The following is a 16,623-nucleotide window of genomic DNA, read 5'->3' as shown; positions in this document are numbered from 1 at the left end:
TGGCTAAGTCCATTTGGCATTTCGTTGCGGACTAGAGGCTGAGCGTTTCTTCGACAGCTTTTACTTGTAGTCGGGCGAGACCCAGATTGGCGGTCTTCTTGTCTAGCGCGACATACACAAAAATGTTTGGGTTATTGTCCAGTGGACGAACCAGATGAAACTGTTTGCCAAGCGTAATCAGAATGTCTTCGATGGTATCGTTAAGTTTCAAAGCTTCAATTGCCTGAAGTTTGGCACGGACGACTTCAACATTCGCTGCCCCGGCGGTATCAAGATCAAACTTGGAACCGCCTTCTGTGCCTAAAGTAAGGCCTGTATCGCTGTCGACGAGGCATGCCCCCAGAAGACCTTTGATTTCACTTAGTTTAGAAATGTCTAACGACATGTTTGGCTCCTTTTTAGCCTTGGAATGGTTGATCTGACCCGCACCGCGCGTGTGATTGATTGGACGAGTCCTGTTGTTTGCAGGCGGGATGGTAATGACGAGCTTTTGAACCAAGCCAAACCTTTCGCCAAATCTGGCCAGCACAGAGGTGGCATCACCTTTATGTCTCGACATTTGCTATCCAGTTCTCGCTGTGATCGTGGAAGTAGAATGTCGAACTAGGTGCCTGTTGCTTCGAACTGCTTGGGCGTGAAGAAACAGCTGATCAACCAATCTGTCATCCAAACAAGGGAGATCGCTTATCCCTTGACGGGGAAGACACTTGGGTCCTGATGTCACGTTCAAAACTGTTGCGCTTGGGTCTCGCGAGCTATTCTGACCTTTGTGCAAAAATTTCAACGCGACAACGCAGGCAGGGGCCAAGTATTGGGCAGTGTTGGTTGAAAGAGGCAATACACTTTCCGGACCCATAAGGAATGCGGGCCACAAATGTCCGAGTTCGAAAAGAACGCAAGCTAAAACGGGTAAAACAGAATTCAGCATCAGACCTTCGCCTCGTTACCAAACGAATAAGTGGTCCGTAGAGTATCCAGAGTTTTAACCGACCTTTCAGAAAGCTTAAAACTTTGTAAGAATTGATTTTTAATGCTGGCGAAAAATGGAAGCTTCGGCGCAAGTGGTTCATCAACTGACCTTGCGAGTATTCAGACACCGGCTGTGGCTTAACGTTGAAACACTTGCTATGCCTTCTAACGATGAGCGCAAGCAAGTTGTTGGCCTATTGAAGAAAGTCGCTAAACTCCCTGACGAATTTTGCGATGGCACAACCAGTTAAGAACCTGTCACGATCTCGTCAAGCTCCACAAAACGGTTGAGAAGCCCCTACATTTTTTCGGGTAGAAGTACTTAAAACGAAATCATTAAATTATCTCAGACGGGAAGTGAACTGACTCAAGGTCTGTTACAATCTGACCAAAAGTAAACATGTCGGACCCGACCACTCACGCCGCTGCAAAGTATAATCAATTGATCATCTGATGAGTTTAGCCAGTGAACACGCTAATTTAGATTCCACGCCAAACAATCTGCAAAACACTCCATAACGTCGCCAAAATTCATCTCACGTTCATCATCAGAATATCAGCGCTTCATCCGAGCGCGCTACCTTGTCCTACTGAGATAGAAAAACTTGAATCTCAAGGAACAAACGTCGGTTAAAGGGATATCTTTGTTGTTAGATCGACGCGAGGCGACGAAGTGCAGAAAAAAGACATCCGGCAATACGTTCTATTCGTTCATTTTCGCCCTTATCCTGATGATCGGGATTGGTCTATCGGGCAATGCCACTGCACAGACAGCGAGCTTTCGCTCTGTCGATACAAACTCTGACGGCGTTCTTAGTTTCAATGAACTTGTGGCTGCATTCGGAGAAGCAGGTGCGCGCAGATTGATTGACGATATCGACCGAAATGGTGACAGCCGCATTTCGATCAGGGAATTACGGCAAAGCTCGGACAGGAAGAATGATGATCGAGACGAGCGCGAAGATCGGAGAAATGGGAACGGAGGAGACCGAGACGACGATCGTGATGACGACGGAGGAGATGATAACGGCGACGACAACGGTGATGACAATGGTGGGGATGATGACGGCGATGATGATTGATCGTCGACGAGCCATCGCAGAACGTTTGACTCATCCCGTCCATCAACGCCAACACGGGTTCAAACTTGGGTGGGGCTAGCATCAAGCTAAGCTTGTGCCCAACACTCCCAGCAGCGCGGCACGTTCATCTACTATTCATTCAATCGCACCATGCCCCTTCATGCGCCTTTTCAACCTTTCTCACATGGTGCTGACAAAATGAAACCATGGACACGTCAGCCACGGAGCAAAGCATGAAACAGTTTTCCCCAATCCCCCTCAGTGCTTGTGAAATCGCAAAATGGGCATTCACAACCCGCCGCGTTGATCGGTCGGATGTACACGGCCTCAGCGCTCAGATGAGCAATGCAAAAGCAGGTGATCTGATCCTCTGCGAGATCGTCGAGATCGGGCACCACAAAAAAATACAGCTAGCCGAGCGGCGTGTTTCGACCAGCTATCCGGGCGATTTTGTTGTTTTGTGCCTGGGTGATCGCTATGCGCCAGACCAGTTTCTTGCCAGCGCCGTTGTCGAAGATGATCTCATCGATCTGGTTGCGGGCGGCGGTGTAGCGGGCCGGGTGGATGCCGCGCATATCCGTATGGAGGACCCCACAAGGTTGAAACCCCTAGGCCTTCTCATCGACGCCAAAGACCGGGTGATCAATATCGCGGATTACGCTCTGCCCCAATTGCCTGCCAATGACCGGGTAACTGTCATCGGCGTTTTTGGGGCATCGATGAACTCCGGCAAGACAACCGCTGCGTCAAGCCTGGGCCATGGCCTGACGCGAGCGGGGTATTCCGTGTCAGGTATCAAAGCCACAGGCACCGGTGCATTTGGCGATTTCAACAGTTTCGAGGATGCAGGCGCGTCCGCGCTAGATTTTACGGATGTTGGAATGGCGACAACCTATCGGATGCCTCTGGAGAAGATCGAAACCGGCTTTGACACTCTGGTCGCGACAGCCGCATCGCGAGGGGCCGAGGTGGTGGTTGTAGAAATCGCAGATGGCGTATTCCAACAAGAAACCCGCGCAATACTCCGATCCTCACGCATTCGGGATCGTCTGGACGGTATCCTGTTTGCAGCACCTGACGCGCTGAGCGCATTAGGCGCAGTTACCGTTCTGAAACGGGTTGGGCTGAGCCCGTTTGCGATTTCCGGGAAGGTAAGTTGCTCACCACTCGCCTCAGCCGAAGCGCTTGAGGTCACCGGGTGCCCGATCCTGTCGCGTGAAGACCTTTGGTCGTCTGCAATGATCGCCCAGCATGTTGCACCCCTGATGCGGCATGAACCAGAGAACGTGGCCGCATGCCCCCCCTCCCCAGATTGGCCACACGGGATCGCATCACCGATGCGGTCCTCGTGGTATCAAGCAGCGTCTTTCAAGCGATTGCACTAGCCTTTGCTGCTTTCGCGACACGGGACGCGTTTGGGGCGATACACGCGGGACATGCGCTTGCCATAGAGACAGTAATGCAATTGGCCATCTCCGGAGTGGTCGGCGCCGCGTGTATGTTTCTGTCCCGATATCGCGCGGAAGCGCTTGGCCAAAGCTATGCGATCTCTTTGCGGCGTGTGTTGTATCAGCAAATCGCGCAGCTTCCCAAATCACGCCATGAGAAGCGCCGAGTTGGTGCGCTATCCCTCAGGTTTGTTGGTGATTTGTCAGCTGCCCGGCTGTGGTTTGGACGCGGTTTACCAAGCGTCTGTTCTGCGGCAGTTGTGATCCCGGGCGCGGCATTCATCCTTTATAGTCTCAATCCCGCGCTTGCGGTTAGTGGCGCGGCAGCGCTTGGTTTGTCGCTCCTGCTGGCAGCTGCTTTGGCCTGGCATCTTGAGCATAAGCACCAAAGACTGCGCCGGCGCCGGGCCAACATTGCGATCTCCATGATCGAGCGGATTGCGATCGCCCCCGAACTCGATCTGATGGGTCGCACAGACCGCGAGTTGAAAAAGCTGGACACGCAAGGTGCGTCACTGCGCAATGATGCGCTGGTGCGCCGCAGTCGAGTGGTCAGCCTTCAGGCGTTTCTGCAATTAGGTGTGGCTTTTGCGGGTCTCTTCGTGCTTTGGCAAGCTGGCCAAACAGACATTGCACCAGCGATCGTTGCGGCCTGTCTTTCGGTGTTGGCGCTGATCGCTCTGCCACTGCAGAACCTCGCCAGTGCATGGGATTATCACTGCGCCTGGCGCGTCGCGCGCGAGAAAGCTCAACGGCTTCTTTCAGAGCCAACGGTCAAACGAAGCATCGCAAAACAGACCAATACCATAGGTATTGACGTCACTGGAGAGCTTGACGGAACGCCTGTTACTTTTGTTGCCCGACCGAACAGCATCTCGGAGCTGAGGGGGCCATATGCCAGCAGGCTTGCGCGATGTATCGCGGGCTTTGACACTGATGAGGGCATCGCAGTTCACTATGGTGATCAGCAAACCCCACCAAAACTCGCTTTCATCGGAGACGCCCATATCGGGCTTCAGGGCAGTTTGCGCAGATCCGCAACCTTGATGTGCCGGAAACGTCCCAGTGATCGCAGGATCGCGAAAGTGTTGGGGCAATTTGGTCTAACAGACCTACTTATGGCCACAGAAGGACTCAACCAGCGCATCGCGGAAAACGGTCACGGGTTGACCTCTGATCAGACTTTGCGGCTGGATCTTGCGCGCGCTGTTCTGGGCAAGGCCGAAGTTGTCGTGATCGCCTCAATCAGATGGACGGCCTGCCGACATCACAAGGCTGAACTGCTCGCGACGTTTCAAGAGCTTTCCTCTGCAACGATAATATTGGCCGAAGACTCCGTCCCTTCTAATATGCGTGAGAACTCAAGGGTCATTTGATATGCGCTCATCCACCCTGTTTGGAATATACGCTGCTGTACTCGTCGGGTTTCTGGGCGGGCTTGCGGGGCTGACTCTCTACAGTCTGGAAAAAACCCGCTGGTGGGATGCCCGGATATTGCTGGCCCAAGAGTCTTATGGACTCCATCTCCGGCTTGAGGCGGACCTTTATCGCCTGTTCAAACAACATGGCGACGCGCTTTTGATCGGGGATCGGGATGACGGCGCCCGGGAAGTAGAGCTACAAGTTAAAATCGCGAAAACTCTCGAAGACATTCGAAATGTCATTGCGCGCGAAATCCAAATGGTTGGTGACGAGGAAATCGAAGAACTGGAACTGCTCGATCAGATTGAAGACGATATTGAATCCGTGAACGCAGCCATTGCCAGCCTCACAGCAGAAGGCAGCCCGGTTGAAACCTTTGTTCGCATCGAACGTCTGGCAGCCCTTCTGGACGGAGACATCGATGACGAACTGGACCGAAAAATCAAATCCGCGCTCGATGAAGAGATCGAGGAAGTCGAAGACGTTCTGACAGAGGCCACGGCTTTCCGGGAATGGAACAAACGATTGGTCTACATGATTGTGGCAGCTGCCATTGGAGTGCTACTGGTGGCCCTCGTGTCATTCAATCGTCAGATCAGGAAGCCTTTGATCCGACTTGCCGAAGGTATCGGCCATCTGCGCAGGGCTGATTACTCTGAGCCTGTGAGGCTTGGTGGCAGTCGCGAGTTCAGGGAACTCGGTACCGTTCTGAATAGCATGGCCGAAGGTTTGGCCGCACGTGAAGCCAGCCGCGCGGAACAAAAAAGACAACTTGAACAAACCGTCGCGGCAAGAACGTCCGAGCTCCAGCAACTCATCGACAAACTTGAGACCGGGGAAGAAAACCGCAAAACGCTGATGGCCGACATAAGCCACGAATTGCGCACGCCATTGGCGATCATACTTGGAGAGGCCGATGTCACATTAAGGACATCTGACAAGCTGTCCGAAGAAGTCTCAGATTCCCTGGCCCGTATCCGGGATTCTGCCAAGCACACCAATCAGATCGTCGACGATATGTTGACGGTGGCACGGTTCGAGGCGGGTCAGCTTCGGCTTGATCGCAGGAAGACCGACTTGCGAAAGATATTGCACGATGCCATCGCCATGTTCCCTGAGCCAGTTCAAGTCGAAACACCTAAGGACAAAGTTCTCGCATCCGTTGACGAAGTCCGCCTGCGCCAGTCCCTTCTCGCATTGCTGCAGAACGCCCGGCGCTATGGCGGCCCAACGATCGAGGCCAAGCTGGAAGAGGGCCTCGCCTCTAGCTCAATTACAATCGAAGACAACGGGCCCGGTTTAAGCGCTGCAGAAAAGTCCCAGGCGTTCAACCGTTTCTATAGAGGTTCGAACGCTTCGGGTCAGGGGATCGAGGGCAGCGGTCTTGGCCTTCCTGTCGTCAAATCGATTGTCGAGGCCCATGGTGGAACCGTTGACCTTCAGGACCGTCGAAAGGGTGGTTTGAAAATTGTCTTAACACTGCCCAAGGGCCCACGGATGAAAGTTGTGCAATCTGATACGTGGCGAGAGACGGGCTGATGTTCTTTTGTATATCTGAATATCTGTTTCCAGAACCGAAGCGGCCATACTCCTTTTGGCATTGTGATGGATTGAAGCACCGAGTGAATTGAGGCTGACATGAATATTCTACTTGTGGAAGACGAGGTACGCGTTGCCGATTTCATCCGTCGTGGTTTGTCCGCGGAAGGCTGGACCGTCGATCATGCCTCAAGCGGGGAAGAAGCGCTAGAGCACGTGACCACAGGCGAATACGATGTCATCCTTTTGGATCTGATGCTGCCGGGAATTCAAGGGCAGGATGTCTGCCGCAAGTTGCGCGCCCGTAAATCCAAAATCCCCATCCTGATGCTAACCGCATTGGACAGCCCCGAAGAACGGGTCGAAGGATTGAAAATTGGCGCTGACGACTATCTTCCGAAACCATTTGACTTCGACGAACTCATAGCGCGCGTTGAAGCTCTGCACCGGCGCGCCAACAATTACGCCAGCGATCTTGGGGTGTCCGTCATCACGTGCGGAACCCTAAGCTTCGACCGGCGGTCTCTCCACGTGTCCGTAGCTGGTGAAGAGGTGCAGCTGTCCAAAAAAGAACGCGATCTTCTTTTGCTGTTTCTGACCAATGTAGGTCGTGTCCTGTCACGAGAGCGTATCCTAAACTCCGTATGGGGCATGAACGAAGATCCATTAACCAACGTCGTCGATGTTTACGTTGGCCGCCTAAGGCGCAAAATTGGAAGCGAGGGTCAGCGGATCGTTACGCTTAGAAATGTTGGGTATAGGATGAGTTGACTAGCACACAGAAAACTTAGTCTGTAGGTTAGTTGGCCGCGACAAATTCAGTATTTTAGAAGATGGTCACTTTCTGTTTTTAGCCGACATTTCCGGCATTCTGACGGGTTAAGACATTGCCCTCCCACGATTGGACCCATCGCCGCCTTGCCAGATGAAAGCGCAAAATGTGGCGGGTCAGACTACTTTCGTTGGCGCTACTCAATACTCTTCTGCCCTCCCCAAAGGCTGCCGTGACAGCTCTGTTCAGGCATCAGTACCTGATGCAGCGTTTCTTGACCGATCTCACCATCTTCCGCCAGCAGACCGTTCATTTGGATGACATACGTGACGGCATAGAGAATTTTTGTAAAGCGATCTCCGGTTGAGTGGTCAGCTAATCATCGAGCCCAACGCCCATTGCTTCAATTCACCTGCTAGCGGCCATTGATCCTGCAGGCAGAGAAGGTTGGAAAAGGACTAGAACGGCCCATCATGCTCTGGACAAGAATGCCGTTCGAATAGCAGCTTTCATTGCGTCCTGCGGCCCACGCCCTTTCGGTCTGCCTGAAGCCATCACAAGTTTGGAGGCAGGTGTGCTCCCAAATCCAAATGTCTCGTTGACCACGGATAGCCCGATGTGAAGCGACGACCGGCCCAGCAATCCAACCGCGATCCCTGCCTCTACCGCTGCGATCACGCCAGAAACGCTTTGGCTTGAATAGACGATACGGTAGGGCTTTTTACGGGCTTGTAAGGAACTGATTGCTGCGTCGCGCCACCAACACGCTTCATCGAAAAGGGCCACCGGTAGGACTTCTTCGACTGAAAAATCCCGATGTGCCGAAGACACCCAACAAGTCGGGTCTTCATAGAGGAGTTCCTCAAAACCAGATGGAGTTTCGACCTCGTAGACCGCAAGGTCCAACAGATCTTTGTCGAGCGCATCAGGAAAATGTGCGCTCAAGGCGCAGGTGACCTCCAGTTCGACTTTAGGATGATGACTGGTAAACGCCGCAATAATCTTCGCGAGTTTGGCGCGCCCGTGATCGTCGGGTATGCCCAAGCGTAGTTTTCCGCTCACAGAATTGTGGGAAATCTCCCGCTGTATCGCGTCAAGGCGGGCCGTCACGTCTTTCGCAACGAACAGCAACGTCTGCCCCGCATCGCTCAACACAACCCCGCGACCATGCCGATCAAAAACAGGGCGGCCCAGAATGGACTCCAGGCGTTTGATCTGAAGGCTCGTTGCAGATTGGGACCGGTGGATACGAGCTGCTCCATCCGTGACGCTACCGGCCTCAGCAACGGCGACGAAGGTTCGCAAAAGATCGCTATCCAGCTTTTCCATCTATTTTTCCAATATCTGAAATTGAAACTATTCGTTTCAAAGATGACTCGTGCCACTCTAGTTTTCAAGTTCAAAGGAGTAGGCAATGTCCGATCAAACCGCTGCCCATCGACCATCTACCCGGAAAAACCTGATGTGGGGCGTTTCTCTGGTGCTGTTGTCGGGTGTCTGTCTTGTTTGGCCGGAACACGCGGCAAACGCTGTAAAGTTTGTCGTTTTGGGCTTGATTGTCGTCGCCCCAATCGTCATTCCGGGTATCATCCTTGCGGCCTGGATCATTGCCAGCAGCGCGGACACTCATATTGCTGCTGCCTTTGAGGGCAGGACATTTCGATCGGTGTTGGCCGCGTCGCTGATCGGAGCTGTTACGCCCGTCTGCGGTGTTACAGTGTTGCCGTTAATGGCTGGGTTGCTGGCTGCAGGTGTACCGCTTGCACCGATCATGGCATTCTGGCTGTCCTCTCCGATAACGGACCCGGCGATGCTCGCGACCACCGCCGCAACATTGGGTCTGAGCTTTGCGATTGGCAAAACTCTTGCAGCTTTCGGATTGGGTGTATTCGGGGGGGCGATTACCGGGCTATTTTCCAGGGCGCCTTGGGCAATGAATGCGCTTCGCGATAATGATCTCGCTCGCCAACTAAGTGCTGCGCGATGCGGCGAAGGTCAGCCTTTTGATCCCTGGGTATGGAGGTCCGAGGCGAGACGACGTTCCTTTGGCAAACAGTTCTCGGCAACCAGTCGGCTTATCCTAATTTGCCTGATACCGGCGTTTGCAGCCGAGTACGCCCTAAACACGGCACTGACGCCTGGATCGCTGGCAGTATATGTCGGGGAAGACAAATGGTGGGCCATACCCGCCGCTGTCTTCATTGGTGCCCCAGCTTATATCGACGGGTACGCGGCACTCCCACTGACGCGAGGGCTGATCGACAGCGGCATGTCCGAAGGCGCAGCGATGGCTTTCCTTGTATCGGGTGGCGTAGTCAGCATCTGGGGTGCAATGGCCATCGCACCGGTGCTTAAACTGAAGCCATTCATGTTATATCTGTTGCTTGCTGTCTTCGGGTCGATTGGAGCGGGGTATGCCTTTGAGTGGATCGTCTAAGAGACAACGCCAACTGAAAGCAAGCAGTCAACGAATGGCTAATCTGCCCACCAACACAGAAATCTCAAGACTCGAGTTGAACGTCCGGTGTGGGTCGTTCTTATCGTAACTAAACGCCTCTATCTGTAGGTAACTGCCTGCTCCCAATGGTCGCGAGAGGCGCAAAACCGCCCAATTCAGCATGTTGAAAAGTGCCCACAACCTCAAACCCTACCGCCAAGATGGCAGTAGGGTCATCACGTACAACGCACCGTGGCTAAGGGTCACTGGCCTCAGAAATCCTTCCGACGGAAACCGCCTATGATAGCACCACCCATCAGGCATGTTAGGTTTCGCCAGGATGGCTCAACCGCATAATTGGCCATTTCCGTAGCCAGCGTGTCAAAGGCACCCTTGTTGGTTTTTATCATGTGACCGGGCGACATGAAGCCAGCAGTCAAGATAGATTTCTCGACATTCTCGAAGCACATGGCGTTGCCGAAGTTGCCTACTCCCGAGACGAACTCCTTGCCTTCTTCGTTGCCGCCCCATGTCAGCCAGGGCGAAAGAAAGATGAAGGGTGGCATGGCGTTTACGGCAATTGCACCATACTCCATTTCAGTCACCGCTCGGTCCAGAGCAGCCTGATGCGTCTTCTTGGTGTCTTCGTCGATCAGGATTGCGCTGCCCAATGTGCCAAGCAGCTTTTCATTGCAGAAGGCAACTGCAGCGGGCAGGAATTCAGCAGCGTTGGCAGGCACGTCCAACGGCACCTCACCTGTGATCTGGCAGAAGGCCTCGTTGCGCGTGCCATAACTGTCCACTTCGATCCCGGTGATCAGCAGGTTTTCAGCCGCCTTGAACTGACCGCCCTCCGGCGAAAGCCGCTCAGCTTGCGGATAGGCGGTGAGGAACCCGTCTTTCACCTCGCCAGCCCCCGGATAATAGGTGCCCTCGGCGGGCGTGTCTTCGACGATCGCCTTGCGAATGGCATCCAGGAACTGATCCCGCTGGGCCCAGTGTTTCGAGGTTACCAATGTTTGAACTCGACCGCAGACTGCACCACCGTTGAGTTTGTTGATTGTGACGATCTGGTGCGCCTGATGAGCGATTTCCTTATCGGTCCACGGGCGGTCGCCCGGCACGATGATCACCGGGTTGTTGCCTCCGCATTCGGAGATCAATTCGGCTTGGGTGGCGCTTTGAATTGCTTTGGCGGTATCCGCACCGCCCGTGAAGTAGATCTTGTCGATCCTGGTATCGGTCGTCAGCACACGGCCCTGGTCGTGATCGGCGAAAGCCAGGGCCTGATGATCGATCAGCGGGGCCATGACTTTTTCCCAAACCTTATCGCTTTCGGCATTCAGGTGGTGTGGTTTGTGCACAACAACTTTGTTGTCGAAAAAGAGTGCCTTGAGCATCTCCAAAGACGACGAATAGTTCCCTGCGCCCAATACGGCGGTGATACCGGCAGATTTGTCCATCGGATTCACTTGCTTCGGCTCGCCCTTGACCCGAATGACATCCTTCCGGTCGCCGTTCATCAGCTTGTCCTTGGTGTCGATTGGGAAGACCGCAATGTCATAGCGATCATTACCAACTTTGGTGATGCTGATCGGCTCTGGCATCTTTCCATGCACGATGCCTTCATAAACGTCGATGGCAGCAGAAACGGTATTGGCCATCGGAACAATCGTGGCGATCTTTGATAACGGGTCGGTATAAATCTCTTCGCCCATCTGACCATTCTTCATGGCGGTGTCCGAGGCGGCGAGTTCACCTCCAAATTTCTTTAGGTTTTCGCGTACAGCTTCCAGTAGGGCTAACCGCTCGGCGGGAGAGGTGTCGGCCCATTTCTGAGGGCTCAGGTGAGCAATGGCGTCGTCGGTTTTCATCTAATTGTCCTTAAGTGTTCGGTCGGAGCGAGTTGGGAAAAATTGGATCAGCGGGCGATCGACATGACCATGCGGTCGAAAGCACGGTCGCCCAACCATTTGCGGACGCCCATCATCAAGCTTGCGTATTTTCCGGCGGCGTAGCGGGTCTTGGGTCTGCGGGCCTTCACCGCCCGGGACACAACATCGGCAATCACCTGTGGGGACGAGCCGCCACCATCCTTGTAGTTTTCGGCGGTTGCTTTGGCGACGGTTTTGGCCATCGGTCCATAGGCCGTATTGCCCGAGAACTTCATCATCGGGCCTTCGACGACATTGCCGAAAGAGGTCTGAATGATGCCGGGTTGGACCACGACCACATCAATGCCAAACTGTTTCAGCTCAAGGCGCAGGCAGTCAGACAAACCTTCGAGAGCGTGTTTCGAGGCATGATACCAAGCACCCAAGGGCGTATAGATCTTGCCACCCATCGACGTTATGTTGATGATCTTGCCCGCACGTTTCTCGCGCATGTAGGGAAGTAGTTCCTGTATCAATGCGGCTGCTCCGAACAGGTTCACCTCCATCTGATAACGTGCTTCGTCGATCGGTACGTCCTCGACCGCGCCATAAAGTCCAAATCCCGCATTGTTCACCAGCACATCCACGCCGCCGAACTTGTTGGTGATTTCGGCAACGGCGGATTTGCGACTGGCCTCATCCGAGACATCCATGGCAACAGGATGCGCGCCGAGCGCTTTCAGATCGTCCATTTGCTCCACCCGTCGGGCGGCAACGACGACAGTCAATCCATCCTTGATCAGTTGCTGAGCGATCACTTTACCCATGCCCGACGACGCACCGGTAACGAGCGCAACTTGCTGTGTGTTTGCCATTATTTACTCCAATAGTTTTGGATAACTTGTCTTGTTCCGGATAATTTGCTTCGTTTGGCCCAAGTCGATGCGTTCGGAACCTCCGGATACAAACGCAGATCGGAGCGTACGATAGCGCGGCAGTTCACTTGTGTTGTGGGCGCCGATTAAGTTCCGACATATCCCTCGCCTCGGCCGGGGTCATGCCCGTCCAGCCTTGGAACGCGCGATAGAATGAGTTCGGCTCGCGGTATGCTAGCAAATAAGAGATTTCCTCGACGTTCAGCCCCTCCTCACTCAGATAGTGCATCGCCAGTTCCAAACGGGTTGATTCCAGCACTGTCTGGAAGGTCTCGCCTTGCTCCTTCAGTTGACGTTGCAACGTGCGCTTGGACATGGCCATCCTTTTGCACATCGCCTCAATATTTGCCTCACCCGAAGGCAACATGTCATGTAGGACCCGCTTGGCGCGCATCACGATGGGCGTGTCTGTTTCATGTGTCTCCATCTTGCGACGAAGTTGTTTCTCAAATTCCGGCCAAGCTTCCTCGTTTTCGGTGATTAGGGGGAGGTCCGCGTCTTCGCGACGCAGGGAAATGCTTGCGCCAGGCGTTGGGTGGCATCCCAGATAAGAAAGTACTTCCTCGCCCGGATACTCAATGACTGGAAGTTGCACGTGTACTGGCACGATATGCTCGGCAGTGTGGCAACGGGCGCACTCCAGCAGGTAAAGTGCTTCGAACCAGAGCATTCGCGGTGGAACTGGAATGGTGGGATCTACTGAGCCGATGGCAACATGCAGGCAATCGTCGTCCTCGGAGAGGTCCAGAGTGATCGGTGCCATCAGCGGTTTGAACACCGACAGTCGTTGAAGCCCGGTACGTACATCGGGTGAGCAGGAGAAAGAGAACATCGCGGGCGTGAATGGCGCGTGAGCAAAGAGTTTACTCAAGATGAGCGGCAAATCTGGGCGTTTAGCTTCTGTTTCAACCGATTGCCACAGATCGAACACCTGCGCAGGCGTGACCCCCTTGCCTTCGTTGTGCAGGAAATCACGCGGTAGCCCCGCCCGGAGAAAAACCTGCTCGGGTGAGATTTTCAACAACTTGGCCAACTGAGTGATAGATTTGGCCATTGGGTAAAGACGGTTTGGCGATTTCGCCTCCTGAAGCGAGTGTATTAGCGCATCCTATATTCGCATGTGATTTCCACCGCGCCAGAGGCTGGAAAGCCTTTGGCATGTTCTGATGGTCCTTTGGCGCAATATGATAGAGCAACAGTGAGGACCTAGCATCGTGTTTACTCTCGAACCCGACGTTGATCTTTCAACTCACGCTATGTTGCTGCTCTGGCTGCTAGGTCCGTGAAGAGCCCATTTCTTCTAGTTACAAATGTGCTAGTTTTTCGAAATGAAACATGCGGAACCATTCACTTTTCGCAGTGCTACAGTTGCCGATCTTGAACTGCTACTAGACTGGCAATCGCGTCCTCATGTCCGCGAATGGTGGGATTCTACTGAGCCCAGTGAACCCAAGGATTTCGACGACACGCGGGTTGCTAGGTGGATTGTTGGTTTTTCCGATCAACCCTTTGCATATATGCAAGACTACACCGTTCATGGTTGGGATGATCATCATTTCTTTGATCTGCCTAACGGATCGCGCGGCATTGACCAGTTCATTGGCGAATTTGACATGGCTGGAAAGGGGTACGGACCGAACTTCATAACACAAAGGGTCAAAAAACTTTTTGAGGAGGGCGCACCGGTGATCGCCACCGACCCGCACCCAGGAAACGTTCGCGCGATTGCTGCATACAGGAAAGCTGGCTTCAAGGAATTGCGACCTGCTGAGGAATCTCCTTGGGGCCTTGTCCTTCCTATGGCCACTTACCCTTAGACGTTATAGTCCCGACGTCGGTTTCGTCCGAATTGCGGTCGTGGCGGTTTGGCACCACAAATGGCTGGTTTCGCAACCGTTGGGTGACTTGCCGCGCCATACCCAACCACCAACATCTCTGAAAGCGGTTTTATGTGAAGCGATCTCTGGTTGAGTGGCGGCCATTCAGTGGGACGAGTACAAAAGGCTGCCTCGCGGGACTTTTCCGTCATTGACTTAGAAACAAGGAAGGACCGGTCTTAGCCCAAAGCGGACCTAAGAATTTAATCTTTGCAAACCTCTCTGAAGTCGGTTTTCACCTGTCTATTTCTTTGCACGTTGGATGGAACAACTTACTGGGGTTCGGCCCGCTAAAACCCGTGCATTCGTTTGGCCCATTGGTATCCAACAATCAGACCCTTCATGACCGGCAGCAGTGCCAAGGCACCTACAACTGCAATCACAGACATGCTGAGTGCCAAGACCCAGGGTTCTGGCCTCCATGTCACCCATGAGATGTGCAACGCGAACCCCATAAGGTGGCCTACAATCAGGATCGTAAGATAAGCCGGACCATCATCAGCCCGCTGATGGCTAAGATCCAAACCGCAATTCGAGCACTCATCGTTCACTTTGATGTAGCTATGCAGCAGTTTTCCTTCCCCGCATCTGGGGCACTTAAGGCGCATCCCATTCATGATCGCGGGCTTGATGGGGCGCTCTTCGCTGTCGCCGTGGGCGTCAATTACAAGTTCGGACATCTTCGATCTCCTTCTGTGGCGCCTCAGATAATTCATCTTCAAACAAAATGCAATCAATATCCAATTATTATGACTACAGGTTCGACAACATGTTGAAATACGCCTTTAGCATGGGTAAAGTTGATAGACACAATCTCCTATATTGAATGGAATAATGCCTTGAAGTCATGGACACCGAATCTGCGCAGCGACGGGAAACCACTCTATGTCCAGATCGCGGAAGCGATCAGACATGATGTAGAGACAGGTGTGCTAGATGCAGGTGATAGACTTCCGCCTCAACGCAGCGTCGCCAAGCTTGTTGGCTTGGATTTCACAACCGTGTCACGCGGGTATTCTGAGGCTGCGAAGCGTGGGTATATCAACACCTTTGTCGGCCGGGGCTCGTTTATCCGGAAACCAGAAGAAACATTAGAAAAAGCAGACCCGCGCCGCGCACTGGAAGAAGACCCGAATATGAACATGCCCCCGGAGCCGGACGATCCGGCTATGGTGGCCCGTATGGAGCAAGGCCTCACACATGTTGCCGCGAACCTTGTTCCTCTGCTTCGCTATCAGTCCATAATCGGCAGCCGGCAGGACCGGGAGACTGCGGCGCGCTGGATGAACATCAATGGTATCGACGTTACCGCAGACCATTTGGCAATCACGCCTGGCGCACATGCCAGTTTGCTGTCGATCCTGACATTGCTCGCCAAGCCCGGAGACACCGTGATCTGTGAGCGCGTGACCTATCCCGGTATTCGTGCCATAGGCGCTCAACTTGGCATCCGGCTAATTGGCGTGAGATCAGACGACAGCGGTATTCTTCCTGATGATCTGGATGCCGCTATCCAAGAGCACACACCTTCTGCTCTTTATCTGAACCCGACGCTGCAAAATCCCCTGACGCTTACAATTCCGATGGAGAGACGTCGGCAGATCGCGTCCGTTTTGGACAAGTATGGTTTGCCTTTGATTGAAGATGACGCTTGTCGTTTTGTGTCGTCGGATGCTCCACCGCCTATCTCACAGCAGATTCCCGAATTGGGGTGGTACATCGCGGGTCTTTCGAAATGTCTGGGCGCTGGTTTGAGGCTTGCGCTTACGGTGGTTCCGTCCGGGCTGTCGAAAACCCACTTCACGCGGGCCTTGCAGGCGTCAAATGTCATGGCGTCACCAATCACAACAGCTTTGATGGCGCGATGGATCGAGAATGGTACAGCCGCGGCGGTGCAAAAGTTCGTGCGCAAGGAGGCGAACCGCAGACAGAACTTGGCGGCCAAGATTATGCAGGACCAAAACTTCGTCGGCAGCAACGAAGCATTCAATATCTGGCTCAAGCTGCCCGAAGGGTCGAGCCGAGCTGATGTGATGAGCCATATGGCCAATCGTCAAGTCGGAGTTATGCCGAGCAATGCCTTTACCGTAACAGGTGCATCCGACGAAGCGGTCAGGGTGTGCCTCGGAGGGCCAATCTCATACAGCCAGCTGACTGAAGATCTCGAAGCGTTGAATTATGCGGTTACCCATCAAAATTGGGTTCCCTAGGCTGTTAGGCGGTGACAAAAATCCGAAGCGATCTTCGTCTCAGTTCTTCAATTTGCAT

Annotated in this window: 14 protein-coding genes; 8 read left to right on the top strand and 6 right to left on the bottom strand. The window is 53.5% G+C overall.

Annotated elements, in window-relative coordinates; all coding sequences use genetic code 11:
* Nucleotides 1-31 precede the first annotated feature (31 nt).
* On the bottom strand, nucleotides 32-559 hold the full coding sequence (locus tag J7394_RS07605; protein ID WP_209252037.1) for a roadblock/LC7 domain-containing protein: 528 nt from the start codon (nucleotides 557-559) through the stop codon (nucleotides 32-34).
* 1,015 nt (nucleotides 560-1,574) lie between these two features.
* Between J7394_RS07605 and J7394_RS07600 the strand changes: the two genes are divergently transcribed.
* The 5 genes from J7394_RS07600 to J7394_RS07580 all read left to right on the top strand — a co-directional run bounded on the left by J7394_RS07600 (nucleotide 1,575) and on the right by J7394_RS07580 (nucleotide 7,231).
* Nucleotides 1,575-2,051 carry an EF-hand domain-containing protein gene (locus tag J7394_RS07600; protein ID WP_209252036.1) on the top strand — a complete coding sequence of 159 codons (477 nt, stop codon included), beginning with the start codon at nucleotides 1,575-1,577 and terminating at the stop codon, nucleotides 2,049-2,051.
* Nucleotides 2,052-2,284: 233 nt separating this feature from the next.
* Nucleotides 2,285-3,436, top strand: a complete 1,152-nt coding sequence (locus J7394_RS07595) for a hypothetical protein (RefSeq protein ID WP_209252035.1) — start codon at nucleotides 2,285-2,287, stop codon at nucleotides 3,434-3,436.
* Nucleotides 3,346-4,875 carry an ABC transporter transmembrane domain-containing protein gene (locus tag J7394_RS07590; RefSeq protein WP_209252034.1) on the top strand — a complete coding sequence of 510 codons (1,530 nt, stop codon included), beginning with the start codon at nucleotides 3,346-3,348 and terminating at the stop codon, nucleotides 4,873-4,875. The genes J7394_RS07595 and J7394_RS07590 overlap by 91 nt, the downstream gene beginning before the upstream one ends.
* Before the next feature lies 1 nt (nucleotide 4,876).
* Nucleotides 4,877-6,460: an ATP-binding protein gene (locus J7394_RS07585; protein ID WP_209252033.1), complete on the top strand. Its 1,584-nt coding sequence runs from the start codon at nucleotides 4,877-4,879 to the stop codon at nucleotides 6,458-6,460.
* 99 nt (nucleotides 6,461-6,559) lie between these two features.
* A complete protein-coding gene (locus J7394_RS07580; protein ID WP_209252031.1) occupies nucleotides 6,560-7,231 on the top strand; it encodes a response regulator transcription factor in 672 nt (223 codons plus the stop codon).
* Nucleotides 7,232-7,703: 472 nt separating this feature from the next.
* Here the strand turns inward: J7394_RS07580 and J7394_RS07575 are convergent, their stop codons facing one another.
* Nucleotides 7,704-8,561, bottom strand: coding sequence for a LysR substrate-binding domain-containing protein (locus J7394_RS07575; protein WP_209252029.1), 858 nt, complete (start codon nucleotides 8,559-8,561; stop codon nucleotides 7,704-7,706).
* Between the two features lie 85 nt (nucleotides 8,562-8,646).
* Between J7394_RS07575 and J7394_RS07570 the strand changes: the two genes are divergently transcribed.
* Complete coding sequence (locus tag J7394_RS07570) at nucleotides 8,647-9,669, top strand: permease (RefSeq protein WP_209252027.1); 1,023 nt, start codon at nucleotides 8,647-8,649, stop codon at nucleotides 9,667-9,669.
* Between the two features lie 272 nt (nucleotides 9,670-9,941).
* On the opposite strand, the gene J7394_RS07565 is transcribed toward J7394_RS07570, so the two are convergent.
* From J7394_RS07565 to J7394_RS07555, 3 genes are all read right to left on the bottom strand, one after another.
* Nucleotides 9,942-11,543: an aldehyde dehydrogenase family protein gene (locus tag J7394_RS07565; protein ID WP_209252025.1), complete on the bottom strand. Its 1,602-nt coding sequence runs from the start codon at nucleotides 11,541-11,543 to the stop codon at nucleotides 9,942-9,944.
* Between the two features lie 47 nt (nucleotides 11,544-11,590).
* Nucleotides 11,591-12,418 (bottom strand): oxidoreductase, encoded by an 828-nt coding sequence (locus J7394_RS07560; protein ID WP_209252023.1) that lies wholly within the window; start codon nucleotides 12,416-12,418, stop codon nucleotides 11,591-11,593.
* Nucleotides 12,419-12,542: 124 nt separating this feature from the next.
* Nucleotides 12,543-13,532, bottom strand: a complete 990-nt coding sequence (locus J7394_RS07555) for an AraC family transcriptional regulator (protein WP_209252021.1) — start codon at nucleotides 13,530-13,532, stop codon at nucleotides 12,543-12,545.
* 274 nt (nucleotides 13,533-13,806) lie between these two features.
* Here J7394_RS07555 and J7394_RS07550 point away from each other — a divergent pair, with 274 nt between their 5' ends.
* A complete protein-coding gene (locus J7394_RS07550) occupies nucleotides 13,807-14,295 on the top strand; it encodes a GNAT family N-acetyltransferase (protein ID WP_209252019.1) in 489 nt (162 codons plus the stop codon).
* Between the two features lie 350 nt (nucleotides 14,296-14,645).
* Here J7394_RS07550 and J7394_RS07545 read toward each other — a convergent pair whose 3' ends face one another.
* Nucleotides 14,646-15,035, bottom strand: a complete 390-nt coding sequence (locus tag J7394_RS07545; RefSeq protein WP_209252017.1) for a DUF983 domain-containing protein — start codon at nucleotides 15,033-15,035, stop codon at nucleotides 14,646-14,648.
* Nucleotides 15,036-15,155: 120 nt separating this feature from the next.
* On the opposite strand from J7394_RS07545, the gene J7394_RS07540 reads away from it, so the two are divergent.
* On the top strand, nucleotides 15,156-16,565 hold the full coding sequence (locus J7394_RS07540) for a PLP-dependent aminotransferase family protein (protein WP_247748105.1): 1,410 nt from the start codon (nucleotides 15,156-15,158) through the stop codon (nucleotides 16,563-16,565).
* The last annotated feature ends 58 nt before the right edge of the window (nucleotides 16,566-16,623 follow it).

Origin of the sequence: Ruegeria sp. R13_0, from assembly GCF_017743995.1 — a bacterium.
In the GTDB taxonomy this organism is placed as follows: Bacteria; Pseudomonadota; Alphaproteobacteria; order Rhodobacterales; family Rhodobacteraceae; genus Ruegeria.
This window is presented reverse-complemented; position numbering and strand designations above follow the sequence as displayed.

Excerpts from the sequence above, each read along its gene's own strand:
- J7394_RS07595 (WP_209252035.1), top strand. The coding sequence starts at position 2,285 with ATGAAACAGTTTTCCCCAATCCCCCTCAGTGCTTGTGAAATCGCAAAA.
- J7394_RS07590 (WP_209252034.1), top strand. The coding sequence starts at position 3,346 with ATGCCCCCCCTCCCCAGATTGGCCACACGGGATCGCATCACCGATGCG.
- J7394_RS07575 (WP_209252029.1), bottom strand. The coding sequence starts at position 8,561 with ATGGAAAAGCTGGATAGCGATCTTTTGCGAACCTTCGTCGCCGTTGCT.
- J7394_RS07550 (WP_209252019.1), top strand. The coding sequence starts at position 13,807 with ATGAAACATGCGGAACCATTCACTTTTCGCAGTGCTACAGTTGCCGAT.
- J7394_RS07560 (WP_209252023.1), bottom strand. The coding sequence starts at position 12,418 with ATGGCAAACACACAGCAAGTTGCGCTCGTTACCGGTGCGTCGTCGGGC.
- J7394_RS07545 (WP_209252017.1), bottom strand. The coding sequence starts at position 15,035 with ATGTCCGAACTTGTAATTGACGCCCACGGCGACAGCGAAGAGCGCCCC.
- J7394_RS07585 (WP_209252033.1), top strand. The coding sequence starts at position 4,877 with ATGCGCTCATCCACCCTGTTTGGAATATACGCTGCTGTACTCGTCGGG.
- J7394_RS07570 (WP_209252027.1), top strand. The coding sequence starts at position 8,647 with ATGTCCGATCAAACCGCTGCCCATCGACCATCTACCCGGAAAAACCTG.
- J7394_RS07565 (WP_209252025.1), bottom strand. The coding sequence starts at position 11,543 with ATGAAAACCGACGACGCCATTGCTCACCTGAGCCCTCAGAAATGGGCC.
- J7394_RS07605 (WP_209252037.1), bottom strand. The coding sequence starts at position 559 with ATGTCGAGACATAAAGGTGATGCCACCTCTGTGCTGGCCAGATTTGGC.
- J7394_RS07555 (WP_209252021.1), bottom strand. The coding sequence starts at position 13,532 with ATGGCCAAATCTATCACTCAGTTGGCCAAGTTGTTGAAAATCTCACCC.
- J7394_RS07580 (WP_209252031.1), top strand. The coding sequence starts at position 6,560 with ATGAATATTCTACTTGTGGAAGACGAGGTACGCGTTGCCGATTTCATC.